Source organism: Neobacillus nitrireducens, from assembly GCF_030915405.1.
In the GTDB taxonomy this organism is placed as follows: Bacteria; Bacillota; Bacilli; order Bacillales; family Cytobacillaceae; genus Neobacillus.
This window is the reverse complement of record NZ_CP133262.1, coordinates 5,046,565-5,060,204: the sequence shown is the minus strand read 5'-3', so window position 1 is coordinate 5,060,204 and position 13,640 is coordinate 5,046,565. Positions and strand designations below refer to the sequence as shown.

The 13,640-nt window shown below is 37.2% G+C and carries 11 protein-coding genes; 5 read left to right on the top strand and 6 right to left on the bottom strand.

The window, feature by feature from the left end:
* The first annotated feature begins 193 nt into the window (after positions 1-193).
* A complete protein-coding gene (locus tag RCG22_RS24875; protein ID WP_098262021.1) occupies positions 194-670 on the top strand; it encodes a hypothetical protein in 477 nt (158 codons plus the stop codon).
* Between the two features lie 53 nt (positions 671-723).
* Here RCG22_RS24875 and RCG22_RS24870 read toward each other — a convergent pair whose 3' ends face one another.
* From RCG22_RS24870 to ltaS, 3 genes are all read right to left on the bottom strand, one after another.
* Complete coding sequence (locus tag RCG22_RS24870) at positions 724-1,236, bottom strand: HD domain-containing protein (protein WP_308105095.1); 513 nt, start codon at positions 1,234-1,236, stop codon at positions 724-726.
* A gap of 128 nt (positions 1,237-1,364) precedes the next feature.
* Positions 1,365-2,270 carry a thermonuclease family protein gene (locus RCG22_RS24865; protein ID WP_308105094.1) on the bottom strand — a complete coding sequence of 302 codons (906 nt, stop codon included), beginning with the start codon at positions 2,268-2,270 and terminating at the stop codon, positions 1,365-1,367.
* A 307-nt stretch (positions 2,271-2,577) separates the two neighbouring features.
* Positions 2,578-4,527 carry a lipoteichoic acid synthase gene (gene ltaS / locus RCG22_RS24860; protein ID WP_098262024.1) on the bottom strand — a complete coding sequence of 650 codons (1,950 nt, stop codon included), beginning with the start codon at positions 4,525-4,527 and terminating at the stop codon, positions 2,578-2,580.
* Between the two features lie 455 nt (positions 4,528-4,982).
* Between ltaS and RCG22_RS24855 the strand changes: the two genes are divergently transcribed.
* Together RCG22_RS24855 and RCG22_RS24850 are read left to right on the top strand one after the other, a co-directional pair.
* Entirely contained in the window at positions 4,983-5,165 is a 183-nt protein-coding gene (locus RCG22_RS24855; RefSeq protein ID WP_098262025.1) for a hypothetical protein, read from the top strand.
* A 100-nt stretch (positions 5,166-5,265) separates the two neighbouring features.
* Positions 5,266-5,445 (top strand): H-type small acid-soluble spore protein, encoded by a 180-nt coding sequence (locus RCG22_RS24850; protein WP_098262026.1) that lies wholly within the window; start codon positions 5,266-5,268, stop codon positions 5,443-5,445.
* Positions 5,446-5,486: 41 nt separating this feature from the next.
* On the opposite strand, the gene RCG22_RS24845 is transcribed toward RCG22_RS24850, so the two are convergent.
* Both RCG22_RS24845 and RCG22_RS24840 read right to left on the bottom strand, forming a co-directional pair.
* Entirely contained in the window at positions 5,487-6,635 is a 1,149-nt protein-coding gene (locus RCG22_RS24845; RefSeq protein ID WP_308105093.1) for an acyl-CoA dehydrogenase family protein, read from the bottom strand.
* A gap of 34 nt (positions 6,636-6,669) precedes the next feature.
* Positions 6,670-8,025: a TrkH family potassium uptake protein gene (locus RCG22_RS24840; RefSeq protein ID WP_374049408.1), complete on the bottom strand. Its 1,356-nt coding sequence runs from the start codon at positions 8,023-8,025 to the stop codon at positions 6,670-6,672.
* Positions 8,026-8,338: 313 nt separating this feature from the next.
* On the opposite strand from RCG22_RS24840, the gene RCG22_RS24835 reads away from it, so the two are divergent.
* Together RCG22_RS24835 and RCG22_RS24830 are read left to right on the top strand one after the other, a co-directional pair.
* Positions 8,339-9,835, top strand: coding sequence for a nitrate/nitrite transporter (locus RCG22_RS24835; RefSeq protein WP_308105092.1), 1,497 nt, complete (start codon positions 8,339-8,341; stop codon positions 9,833-9,835).
* A gap of 231 nt (positions 9,836-10,066) precedes the next feature.
* Entirely contained in the window at positions 10,067-11,368 is a 1,302-nt protein-coding gene (locus tag RCG22_RS24830) for a NarK family nitrate/nitrite MFS transporter (RefSeq protein WP_308105091.1), read from the top strand.
* A gap of 126 nt (positions 11,369-11,494) precedes the next feature.
* On the opposite strand, the gene fdhF is transcribed toward RCG22_RS24830, so the two are convergent.
* On the bottom strand, positions 11,495-13,555 hold the full coding sequence (gene fdhF / locus RCG22_RS24820) for a formate dehydrogenase subunit alpha (RefSeq protein WP_374049407.1): 2,061 nt from the start codon (positions 13,553-13,555) through the stop codon (positions 11,495-11,497).
* Positions 13,556-13,640 lie beyond the last annotated feature (85 nt).

Sequence of the window (13,640 nt, the reverse complement as noted above, 5' to 3'; positions counted from 1 at the left end):
CACCTTCATATTGGATTCCTTTAAAAGTCAGTATCCTTATTTTTCCTCTATGGTGTAATTTTACACTATCTATAAAAATTTTCAATATATTCTCTAAAAAACATCTCCCCTGCGACTCTTTTTTTTAAAGGTTTTACCTTTGGGTAAAATATCTGTATGATGAAGGAGATTGACTTAAATATTGGAGGAAACTATGCTTACATTTAATGAAAAATTAGCTATAATCGAATCATTTCCTGAATTGGAGCGCAAAAATGTGTCTCTTGGACGCATCAATTTTCAATTCGAAGGCAGTATCTCAGATAAGAAAAACATTATTTATCATTTACACCCTAATGGGAATGGATTTGTTTATGCAGGAATGTTGGAGAATTATGATACGGATGAAAAGGGGATGGTCAATATCCGTGATTTCTCCGAAGAACAGCTCCGTAAAGTGCTAAAACAATCGATTCAAGCCCTATCTCCAGTCGAGAAAACAACGACAGAGGAAGCAATTATCGGTGATTCAAAGGAGGAGCGCTGGGTCGATAGTGAAAAAAATCTCCTTGTTTTAATTAATGAAAATGATTCTTGGAATATATATTTTGGCCTGAACCTTGATGCAAGTTTTGATACATATGAAGAAGCAGAGACGTTTCTTCAGGAAGAAGGATTTACTAGAAAGTAAATCTATATCTAAATATATAAACAAAGACGGTGCAATAACTGCACCGCCTTTTTTTATTCTATATTTTTGTCAATCCATTCGTCCAAGCGGATGATGCTTTGTTTTGCACGTTCATATTCAATGGTTCGGTAATGGTGCATGCCGCCTTCTTCTTCATCTTTTTCATCTGCCCATTTAACAATTTGTTGTAACGGGGTCCGAACGATATCGTTTGATGGGAGAAAAGAGTCAGTATGAAATAGAATAGCGAGGGCAATTGTTTTTGCTTTGATTGGGTTTTCACCTAGTCGAATTAGGAGTTTATGTGCCCGCTCTGCCCCTTTTATTGGATGAATATCATTTTGTTTGTATAAGTCATAATCCCATTTACCATTTTTATACCATGTATAATGGCCCATATCATGGAGCAGGCCTGCTTTTGCGGCAATATCCACATCTAAACGATGCTCTTTTCCTAACTGGAAGGCGTGATAAGCGACAGCAATCGCATGGGCAAGACCTGAGCGGTTCAAATATTTTTGGGCAATGTGATGTTCAAATATATTTAATAGGGTAACGTCTCTCATGCGATCTCTCCTAACTTTTTCAAAATAATTATTTTATCTATTATATGATAAGAATTGGTACATGGCTATTTTTTATAAAAAAAAACAGAAGGCATCTAAATGCCCTCTGTTCAATTGAAGAAAATATCTCATCTCATAGACTTTCTGTATCCCTTATCCTGTGCTTCTTTTTCTGAACAAAACCAGACGATATTGTCGGTGGTGGAGTCATAAAAACTCCCACCCGGTACATGGTAGATATGGGAATTCGCGTTCCCTTTAATCTTGCCTTTACAATCTAAGTTTGTTTCTTGATCATCGCTTGGGTTATTTTGATAGTTGTTCTCTGAAGGAGCTTTTGAATTTGTACTTTTATCTTCCGGTTTGTCAGCATTATCTGTATTATACCCATCCTCTTGAGCATAATTTTCAATCGACCAGATGCCCACACCTTTTTTTTGTGCTTTCTTTTGGATTGCATAAAATTCATCTACATATTGGGTATTTGGCGCATAAATATAAGCCACACGAGCTAGTCCTTGTTCAAGCAGCATTTCATTAAACATTTTTCCATTGACATAAATATAGGCAAGTAAGCGCCCATATTTATCACGGCCATCCCCTATACCAGGTTCAATTTCAACTTTGGTCCCTACGGGGAGAATTTTTTTGGTATACCCGGCTGCTTCCGGTCCAAATGGCTGTACCCCTAGCCGAGGGTGATGTGTTTCAGGAGTATCAACACAAAGCATTCGTACCTTTTCGATTTTCCCATTAAGACGAATATTAATGGTATCTCCATCCACATTTTTAACGATGGTCGCAGGGAGTAAATTCTTATTAGTGATTTTCGATTTAGCAGGTGCTTCTGTTTGAGATTGTGATTGAAGCTTTGGTTCATTCGTTTCATTCGTGAGATCTTCATTGTTTTTTACAACGGAGGAAGTTTTATCTTCACTTTTTATATTAGTTGGTTCGGTTCCAGAGCAACCTGCGAGCAGAATAGGGATAATTACAATTAGAGAAAATATTAATTGGAGAAATCTATTGTTCATAAAAAATGCCCCTTAAAATGATTTATACTATCTATTTCAATACTTTTTTAGTCAAAAACAAAAGGCGCAAGCGCCCGTTCAGCGGCGTATGGCCTGGAGCGCTCCAACTGAGATAAAGGAAACACGAAGAGCGTTAGCGATTCGATGTTGACTTATCGTAGGGCGGAGAGCGAAGGACACTAGCCGTTGGGCGCTGGAGCTGGATTCAAAGAGACTAAATTAATTTTTCCACAATTAATATTTTATAATTTCCTATACAAAAATAAAAAGAGAGAAGCTGGCGATTCTTCTCTCTCTTTTGATAAAGTTACTTTTCTTCTATCACTTTAACACCTTTAGGCCCTAAATACTCATAATCATTTGGATTAATTGGTGTATATCCTTTTGGCTTATAAAACCGTAGCAGGTCTTTGTAAACAATTTCATCGGACATGTTTAATTCAGTATTAACCTTCGTATCAACGTCTTTACAAGTAGTATTATCTTCTAATAATAGTCCAGTTTCAGATGCATAACATTTTTCATTAATCTGGATAACATCAGAGCTTACAAAGTCACCGTTCCTAAATAATGCCCAATTACGGTGTTGTTTAGAAAGTAAATCAGAACCAAATTCCATATAATCCTTCGTATCAATGCCTAATAAATGAAGAACGGTTGGACGGACATCGACTTCCCCGCCCACCTGGTGTTGAACACCGCCCTTTACACCAGGGACATGAATAAATAATGGAACTCGTTGTAATTTCGCATTGATTGCAGGAGTGATTTCGTCGACCCCCATAACCTTTGCCATTGCATCATTATGGTTTTCAGAGATACCGTAGTGGTCACCATACATAACAATGATTGTATTATCATACATACCGTTTGCTTTTAAGTCATTAAAGAATTGCTCAAATGCCTGATCCATATAGTTTGCGGATTGGAAATATTGGTTTACAACCGTATCACCATAATCCCCGGCAGGAAAGTTAGTATCTTCCGGATCCATTTCAAATGGGAAATGATTAGATAATGAAATGAACTTTGTATAGAACGGCTGCTTTAAGCTTTCAAGCAATGGAATAGATTCTTTAAAGAAAGGTTTATCTTTCATTCCATAGTTTTTTGTATTTTCATCTGACATGCTATAGTATTCTGCATCAAAGAATTGATCGTATCCAAATGCTTTATAAATTACGTTTCGGTTCCAAAATGTTTTGTAGTTTCCATGTAACACTGCCGAACTATACCCCTGTCCTTTTAGAATAGAAGGCATCGCTTGATAGGTGTTTTGGGCTTTGTTAACAAATACAGCACCTTGTGCCATCGGATATAAAGAATTTTCCATCAGGAATTCAGCATCTGATGTTTTCCCCTGACCTGTTTGATGATAAAAATTATCAAAATAGAAGGTATTATTATCATGTGCCAAAGAATTCAAAAATGGCGTTACTTCTTGTCCGTTAGGCATTTTATAATCAATCATAAAGCTTTGAAAAGATTCCATTGAAATATAGACGACATTCATACCCTTAGCTTTCCCGAAATACTTCGGATTTGGTGCAGCATAGTTTGCTTTTCGATAGTTCTCAACATCTGTAATATCGCTGCTATCAGCCAACGCACGCTGACTTGATGATTTAATATTTTGGATAACATCATAAATGGTAAAGTTGTATGCACCAAGGTACTTTACTAAATAATTTCGGTCAAAAGAACGTGACAGCAACTGTGGACGGTCTTTCTCAGCTAAACCTAAATTAAATAGAAAAGTAGTAATTGAAAATAATAGGACGATTTTATAGGTTTTTCTGCTCGTTACCGTAACTTTCTTGAAAACTGTTAGTGCTAACGCAATTAAGATGAACATGTCGGTAAAATAAAAAATATCCAATGGTGACATTAATGACAGCGCACTGTCCCCAAGTTGTCCGGCATTCGTTTTGGTTTGCATTAGAACTGGGACTGTAATGAAATCATTAAAGAAACGATAATAGGCAATATTCGCGTACAACAAGAATGATAAAAAGAAATTAATAATAATCATGATCATCTTCGAGCGTTTCTTAAAAAGCAATGCTATACCAAAGAAGAAGAGCGCTGAACTTAATGGATTAATCAAAAGCAAAAACTTTTGAAGGTTATTTTCAATACCTAAGTTAAATTCAATTTGATATGCTGCATAGGTCTTGATCCAAAATAATAATACAGCCGCTGCAAGGAATGTAATATGACTATTTTTTAATATTTTAGGTAGTCTAATTTTATTCATTTTAAAAAAATCTCCCCTCACTTACCAATTAAGCTTCGGTAAACGAACCTCAATTACTATATCACATTTCTAATAAAAATAAAAACATATATCAGGCTGTTTTTATCTCCTCTTTCCAACAAAAATCTACACAGTTTTACTTTTTCGACAAATATCTTCATCACTACCAATTGATTGGTCATTTCTTATTAATCATATTATATTTTTATGTCAGTTATCAGTTGGACATGACTGATTTCAATCTTCAATAATATAAGACGAAATAAATGCTATTTAGTTTCAATTTTTTATAAGACTTCATTGCAACCTATCATAAACCTGAATAGATTAGGGAGCAATATGAAGATAGACTTATATTTAGCAGATGTAAGCTTAAAGATATACGTGAATGAACTCATTATACATTGGATAGCATAAACAAAAGGAAAGTAGAAAAAATTAAAAAGGAGAACATTATGCCCAGAATTAGGCCTGAATTCACAAAAAGTCCGTATTTTGTTGATGAACCGGGAAATTGGCACTTAAAGCCTGGCGCTCCGAACGAACTCCAAGTTGAGCTAGATAATTATCTGAACAGCTTAGGAGATATTGATGAGCCAGGAACTATCAATGGTGTACATATCGACTATCCTTATTGAAGGATAAAGACTGCTATATAATAGAAGGAAGCACTTGCAATTGGATTTGAATGAAATGAAAAGATGTTAAATAAATGACTATTGCATAGGAGTGAATGTAATGAATATTAACCGAGTAAAACAAATTCTTTCATCATCTGCAGATATTGAAGTCAAATATAATGGTGCATCTGTATGGATTGATCAATTAAATGAAGAGGGACATACAGCAACAGTACATTTACGCGGCCCTTTGGAAGAACGCTCCGTAGTAGATATTGGAGAACTTATCGAAGAATAATTTTTCAGACCATCTTTTCAAAGAAAAGATGGTCTATTATCTTAATGGTTTAAAATACTATTCTTAGCTAATAATTGGATTGTCATATCATCCATCGGTGGATTATGCAGACCCGCTCTAACGTCTCGATAATATCGTTGTAACGGATTTTTCATTGAAAGACTTTTTGCACCCACGATTCTCATTGCCAAATCAACAACTTCGATTGCCATATTCGTAACAGATAATTTGGCAGCTCCTAAAGCTGCTCCCAGCTTTTCCCGGCCATCATCGTTTGCGAGGTCCCATTGTCTTGCAACTCCGTATACGATGTATTCGGACTGCATTAATTTTAACTCAACTTCACCAAGTTTTTGCTGAACATTTGGTAAATCGATGATTGGTCCAAGAATACTATTTGGGGAATAGTCCTTAGCGAATTGAATCGCATATCTTTGCGCGGCTTTTGCTATACCAAGATAACATGCTGGTATATGGAGGAGCCAGCCATTTGCCCTTTTTGCATTAGAGCTAAACTCCTCAACTAGGTATTCACTTTCTACTAAACAATTATCCAAAATTAAGTCATGACTTCCAGTTCCTTTTAATGCGATACTATCCCAAGTTTCCTCTATATTCAATCCAATTGTTGACCGTGGAATAAGAAAATTGGCGACATCATTTGTCTCTTTGATTGTTGCACTAACAATGAAGAAATCTAGGACAGGCGACATTGTCGTAAATGTTTTCCTTCCATTAATAACCCAGCCATTCTTTACTTTCTCGGCTGTGGTTTCTGGTCTGCCACCTCGCGTAGGACTACCTGTCTTTGGTTCACTTTGGGCACTATTGATTAGTGCACCATTTTTCACTTGTTCACAAAGATATCTAAAGATTGACTCCTTCCATGAGTTTTTTTCATGTAAATTCATGATTATCCCCATATGCCAGCCAACGGAAAGAGCGGTTGCTCCGTCACCTTCCGCCATCGTTTCTTGAAGTCGAATTAGCTCATAGAGTGAAATCTCCTTCCCCCCATACATAGATGGAACAGTCAAAGTCGTGTATCCCGTATCTTTTAGGTCCTGGATATTTGCAAACGGAAAACTGCCTTCTATATCAACCTGATGTGCTCGTATGAGGAAATCTTTTGCAAGCTTTCTCATAAGATCTATTCGTTCATCCAATGTATCTAGTTCTTGAAAGTTCATTCTCATCTCTCCAATCTCATAACTTGTGTGTATACTACCCAATTGTGATTTTACCCTTTGGATATCGGAATGCATCAGGCTTTTTGCGTATAGTCACTGCATAAGCAATCGTTAATGGCCCTACCCTGCCGGCAAACATGGTAAAAATAATTAATGCCTTGCCCACTGGTGATAATTCAGGTGTCAATCCCATCGAGAGCCCCACTGTGGCAAATGCAGAAGTTACTTCAAATACGATTGCTAAAAAATCTTGCCCATGTTCAGAAATAGTTAAAATTAGTGTCATCAGCATCACTAAAAATAATCCACTTAATGTAACCGTTAACGCTTTATAAATGGTTTCATATTCAATTCTCTGACGGTAAAAAATAACATCTTCTTTCCCGCGAATTTGCGACCAAACGGCACCGATGAGTGTTGTAAATGTAGTTGTCTTTATTCCGCCCCCCGTCGATCCGGGAGATGCTCCAACAAACATTAGAAGGACAATTAATAATAATGATGATTGAGTCAGATCGCCAATATTTAACGTGTTAGCACCTGCTGTTCTAGCTGTTACAGATTGAAATAATGACCCAAGTATTTTCCCTAATAACGATAAGGGTTTTAGCGTTAAACCGTTGGAATATTCTAGCAAAAAAATACCTGCCGCCCCAACTACAACTAACACAGTGCTCGTCATTAAGACAATCTTTGTATGTAGTGATAACCGTTTTGAAACACGATATTCAAACAGTTCGTTCATAACGATAAAGCCAATCCCACCTAATATAATTAATGCACTAACCGTTAGAGTAACAGTTGGATCGTCAACATAACTTGTTAAACTATGAAACTCACCCATTAAGTCAAACCCGGCATTGTTAAAATTAGAAATCGAATGAAATATTCCATAATAAAGGGCCTTCCCGATTGGCATATCAAATGAAAAACGAATAGATAAAAGCATGGCACCGACTAACTCAATGACGGCTGTAAAAATCAAAATTCGTCTTGCTAAGCGAACAATCCCCTCCATTGATAGATTATTTAATGATTCTTGAAGTAAAATCCTTTCTTTTAAAGAAATTCTTTTCCCAACTAAGAAGGCAAAGAAAGTAGCAAACGTCATAAATCCAAGGCCACCGATTTGAATCATGCATAATATCGTTATTTGCCCGAATATCGTAAAAGTGGTGCCAGTATCGACGACAACCAAACCAGTTACGCAAGTCGCTGAGGTGGCAGTAAACAAGGCATTTAAAAATGGCAACCCCTGCCCATTTGCAGTCGAAGCCGGCAAGGTCAGTAAAAAAGCCCCTATGACAATAATTAAACCAAAACCCAGAACTAGAATCTTCGGCGGATCAAGATATACCTTTTTACGCAGCATAATTTTCTCCCTTTTCATAGTATAGTTATTTTAAGCAAACAATTAATAATCATGTGAACCTATGACTTTTTTATTTTATTCCTAGGTTCACTATTTTAAATAATCGTAAATCAATAATACAGGAAAACTTTACAATTTCGAATAATAAACTACTTACAAAATTTATTAATTAAGTGTGTCAAATGTGTGTCATAACTCACTGTTCAACGTCTACATATTGTTCTATAATACAAGAAGTAAATTTTTCCATGTTAATGAACACACTTTCTTAAGATATTAAGCGGCAGTTTGAGGAATAATACAAGAACATGGGAATTAAAGGGGGATTTTTATGAAGCAAGGAACTAAACAACTAATTGTACAAACTGGAAGCCTTGTAGCAGGTTTTATGGTTTGGGTATTAATATCATCACTTATGCCCTTTATTAAAGCGGATATAAATCTTACTTCTACTCAAATTGCTTGGGCAACGGCCGTCCCGGTAATCCTCGGATCCCTGCTTCGTGTTCCGATAGGTTACTGGACCAATCGCTATGGTGCTCGAACATTATTTACCATCAGCTTTATTGTTCTGATTATTCCAATTGCCTTGTTAAGTTATGCCAATTCACTGCTAACATTAATTCTTGGTGGATTTTTACTTGGGATTGGCGGCGCTGTTTTTTCCGTCGGTGTTACTTCACTACCCAAATATTATGAAAAATCAAAGCATGGCTTTATTAACGGAATTTACGGTGCTGGTAATATCGGAACAGCGATAACATCCTTTTCCGCACCCGTACTTGCTACTGCCTACGGGTGGAGAACCACGATTAAAATATTCCTAATCGTCGTATTAATTTTTGCTCTTTTAAACTTTATTTTGGGGGACAGAAAAGAACGAAAAGTTAACATTTCCTTAACAGACCAAATCAAAGAGGTATATAAAAATCCAAAACTATGGTTTCTAAGTTTATTTTATTTTATCACTTTCGGTTCCTTTGTCGCCTTCACTATTTATCTACCTTCATTTTTAGTTAATCACTTTGAATTAGACAAAGTGGATGCAGGACTAAGGACTGCTGGTTTTATTGCTTTGGCAACCTTTTTTCGACCGATAGGTGGATGGTTGGGCGATAAAATTAATCCTTTTCTTATTTTAATGGCAGTCTTCTTTAGCCTAACTTTTGCAGGATTTCTTTTGTCCTTTACTCCTTCTCTGCCGATTTATTCCTTTGGCTGCTTATTAGTTGCGTTCTTCGCGGGATTAGGAAATGGGGCAATCTTTAAACTTGTTCCATTATATTTTTCAAAACAAGCGGGTATTGTGAATGGAATTGTTTCAGCGATGGGTGGGCTTGGTGGTTTTTTTCCGCCAATCATTCTCACCATTCTCTTTAATTGGACCGGTCATTATGCAATCGGGTTTATGTCCTTATCTGAATTTTCCTTAGCAAGTCTGGTTATTGTAGTATGGTTATATTATCAAGATAAGCTGGATATTTCAGCAAAGATTGTTAACCATGCGTTAGATGGCATTTGTGTAACAGATGTTCACGGTATAATTCAAAGTATCAATCCCGCTTTCACAAAAATTACTGGCTATAGTCCAACTGAGGTAATTGGTAAAACCCCAAGTGTTCTTCAATCCGGTGAACATAACAATGAATTTTACAACAAAATGTGGGATAGTTTAAAGGCAAAGGGAGTTTGGGAAGGGTATATTTGGAATAAGCGGAAAAACAATGATATATATAGAGAATGGCTAACAATCACAGCCATCAAAGATGATGCAGGCGAAATTAAAAACTATGTTGGAATGTTTTATGAAGATAACGAAAAGTCCTAGAAAAAGGCAATACCAATCGAGACCTTCCCCAGTGGAAGGTTTTTATTTTTTCTAAAGGAAAATCAAATTATTACAACTTTTTGTCATCTTCTGTGTGTTCACATTTCGTTCACCATTTTTGTGACGTACGTCACAAAATTCTTGTTACGCTCTGGTTTATAGTAAAAACACAAACAAGAACACTAACTTTTTTAAATAAACTTTGAGAGTAATTTTAGGAGGAAAAACAAAATGGCGCGAATTAATTATTGGAATCCAGAAGACGAAAAGTTTTGGAACGCAGAAGGAAAAAAGCATGCTCGACGAAATCTATGGATATCTGTCCCTTCTTTAATGATGGCATTTATCGTTTGGCAGATATGGTCAGTGGTAGCTGTTAGACTTAACGACATCGGCTTCCATTTTACTGAAGAACAGCTCTTTACACTTGCCGCTATTCCAGGTCTCGTTGGTGCTACTCTTCGCTTTGTATATACATTCGCAGTCGGCTCGATTGGCGGAAAAAACTGGACAGTTATTTCAACAGCAGTCTTGGCGATCCCAGCGATTGGGATTGGATTTGCGGTCCAAAACCCGGAAACACCATTTTCAATTATGTTATTGCTTGCAGCCCTTTGTGGTCTTGGCGGTGGTAATTTCTCATCCTCTTCAGCAAATATTAGCTTCTTCTTTCCAAAAAAGGAAAAAGGAACAGCACTAGGTATTAATGGCGGTTTAGGAAACATGGGTGTATCTGTGGTGCAATTCGTTACACCATTAATTATTACTTCAGGAACTTTTGCATTAGTTGGCAATAAGCAAGTTTTAGCAAATGGTCAAGAAGTTTGGTTACAGAACGCAGCATTTATTTGGGTCATTCCAATCGTCATTCTAACGGTTTTAGCCATGTTCAAAATGGATAATGTACCAGGTGCAAAGCAATCCGTTGCGGACCAGTTTGTGATTGTAAAACGAAAGCACACATGGATTATGACAGCACTTTATGTCGCAACTTTTGGTTCATTCATCGGTTATTCTGCGGCATTTCCACTTTTATTAAGATCACAATTTCCTGAGCATATTTCACTTGCCTTCCTTGGTGCATTAGTAGCTGCAGCAGCTAGACCTTTAGGCGGCTGGATGGCAGACAAACTGGGTGGCGCAAAGGTGACTGCGTATGTCTTAGTCATTATGGGAATTGGCGCAACAGGAGTTATTTACTTCCTAAATGGAAAACAATTTGCAGGATTCTTATTATCCTTTTTAATCCTATTCATTGCATCTGGTATTGGATCTGGCTCGACATTCCAAATGATTCCGAACCTTTTTATTCCTAAAGAAGCAGCACCCGTAATCGGATTTTCAGCTGCATTTGCAGCCTACGGATCATTCTTTATTCCAAAGCTTTTCGGATGGTCTGTTAAAGCAACTGGCACTCCAGTTACTGCTTTTTACTTCTTTATCGGTTTTTATGTAGTAGCATTTGGACTCAACTGGTATTTCTATCAAAGAAAAGCCACTGCAGCAAAGTCACTTACACAACAAGTCGGATAAATCCGGCTTGTTTTTTTAGGCCGATAATATTGCCTGGTGCTTTTTGATTCTTGTGCTTCGCACCGATAAGCATGGTATCAACAAAAAAAATAACGCAGTGATTAAACTGCGTTGTTTAAAAATTTTTTATATCCTCGATATCGCAACCGCACATGCCTTAAATTCGGCAGTTCCTGAGATAGGATCAAACTCATTTAAGGTTAAGACATTGGTCGGTGTCTCGCTCCAGTGGAAGCTCATAAAAACGAGCCCTGGCACTACTTGTTCTGTGATCTTAGCCTTGACTTGCAGTTCGCCTCTTCTTGAGCGAACCTGAACCACTTCACCATCTGTTATCCCTAAATCTGTTGCATCATTGGGATGAATATCCACAGTTTCTTCCGTTTGTTTTAACTTAACTCCAGCAGCATAATGGCGTGTCTGAGAATGAGTATTGTATGATTCATAACGCCTTCCAGTTGTTAGAGTAAACGGATAATCAGCATCAGGTAGTTCTAATGGTGCCGTATAATCTACTGGTATAAAAGTGGACTTTGTTGGTAACGACTCTGGTTGGTGGAACCTCTCATGCAAGATAAGTGTTCCTGGGTGATTTTCATCAGGGCAAGGATAATGAATTCCATACTCCTTATCAAGTCTTTCATACGTAATGCCACCGTACATCTCACCAGCTAGTTTTCTGACCTCATCCCAGATTTCTTCACTGTTATTATAGTGCATCGGATAACCCATTAATGTTGATAATTCACAAAGTATTTCCCAGTCTTCTTTCACATTAGGGTGGGGTTCTACTGCTTTACGAACCCGTTGAACTCTACGATCAGTGTTGGTATATGTTCCATCCACTTCACCCCATGAACGTGCTGGCAATACAACATCAGCCATTTTTGCTGTTTCCGTTAGGAAAATATCTTGAACAATTAATAGGTCAAGCTTTTCAAACAATGTTTGTGTATGATTCATGTGTACATCAGCAAGGAGCGGATTTTCACCAATCACATAAAGCGCCTTTAATTCACCTGTCTCAATTCGATCAAAAGTTCTTGTTTGTGTGTCACCAATTCTAGTGTTTAGTTCAACATTCCATTCCCTTTCAAACCTGGCCCTGGAATCACTATTTGCTATGCTCATTCCACCTGTTAGTTGGTTTGGCAAACATCCCATATCTCCTGCACCTTGAACATTATTCTGACCTCTAAGCGGCATGACACCAGCGCCTGGTTTACCGATATTCCCAGTCAACAAGGCTAAATTGGCAATATCCAAGACATTATTAACACCACAGTGATGTTCTGTAATTCCAAGAGTGTACGCAATCATGGAACCGTTTGAAGTAGCATACTCTCTTGCCGTTGCAGCAATATCTTCCTCATTTAAACCGGTAATTGAAGCAGCGTATTCCAAAGTAAAAGGCTCAACTTGTTTTTCTAACTTCTCAAAATCAAGCGTAACTTGTTGAACAAACTCTTGATTGTATAATCCTTCTTTTAGGATCACTCGAATAATGGCATTGATAAGTGCAATATCTGAGCCAACGTTTAATTGCAAATGACGATGGGAGGATTTTACCATATCAATTTTCCTTGGATCTACCACAATTATTTTCAACCCGGCTTTTGCAGCTTTTTTCATTCGATTTGCAATGATAGGATGTGCTTCGGTTGTATTTGATCCCATCAAAAGTAATACTTCTGCTCGATCAATATCATCTAGTGTATTAGTTGGTGAACCGCTTCCAAAAACAGTTGCCAGACCGGCAACGCTAGAGGCGTGTCAAGTACGGTTACAGCCATCAATATTGTTACTATTAATAACCGCCCTCATAAATTTTTGAGTGACAAAGTTGGACTCGTTTGTGTTTCTCGCGCAAGCAAACATGGAAATCGAGTCTGAACCCCAAGTAGTTTTTATATTGGATAATTGACTAGCAATGAATTGATAGGCTTCATCCCAAGTCGTTTCGACTAGCTTCCCTGCTTTCCTAATGAGTGGAGATGTTAATCTATTTTTCGCATGTACGTATTCATAGGCAAATGCACCTTTTACACATGTTTGCCCCTTGTTCACTGGTGCTTCCTTGTCGCCACGGATTTTCATAATTCGGTTGTCTTTGACTTCAAGGACTAAGCCGCAACCAGTACCACAGTATCCGCAGATTGTTTTAACAAAATTTGCTTCTCCCACCATGTTCACTCCCTCAAAAAAACATATTTACCTATATAAACATATTAATCTATTTTAGAAGTTTATTGATTCCTTTTCGAAGAATTTT

Bases quoted from the DNA above. Each gene is read 5' to 3' on its own strand.
- RCG22_RS24835 (WP_308105092.1), top strand. From the start codon at position 8,339: ATGAAGCAAGGAACTAAACAACTAATTGTACAAACTGGAAGCCTTGTA.
- RCG22_RS24840 (WP_374049408.1), bottom strand. From the start codon at position 8,025: ATGAAAAGGGAGAAAATTATGCTGCGTAAAAAGGTATATCTTGATCCG.
- RCG22_RS24855 (WP_098262025.1), top strand. From the start codon at position 4,983: ATGCCCAGAATTAGGCCTGAATTCACAAAAAGTCCGTATTTTGTTGAT.
- RCG22_RS24875 (WP_098262021.1), top strand. From the start codon at position 194: ATGCTTACATTTAATGAAAAATTAGCTATAATCGAATCATTTCCTGAA.
- RCG22_RS24845 (WP_308105093.1), bottom strand. From the start codon at position 6,635: ATGAACTTTCAAGAACTAGATACATTGGATGAACGAATAGATCTTATG.
- RCG22_RS24850 (WP_098262026.1), top strand. From the start codon at position 5,266: ATGAATATTAACCGAGTAAAACAAATTCTTTCATCATCTGCAGATATT.
- ltaS (WP_098262024.1), bottom strand. From the start codon at position 4,527: ATGAATAAAATTAGACTACCTAAAATATTAAAAAATAGTCATATTACA.
- RCG22_RS24830 (WP_308105091.1), top strand. From the start codon at position 10,067: ATGGCGCGAATTAATTATTGGAATCCAGAAGACGAAAAGTTTTGGAAC.
- RCG22_RS24870 (WP_308105095.1), bottom strand. From the start codon at position 1,236: ATGAGAGACGTTACCCTATTAAATATATTTGAACATCACATTGCCCAA.
- RCG22_RS24865 (WP_308105094.1), bottom strand. From the start codon at position 2,270: ATGAACAATAGATTTCTCCAATTAATATTTTCTCTAATTGTAATTATC.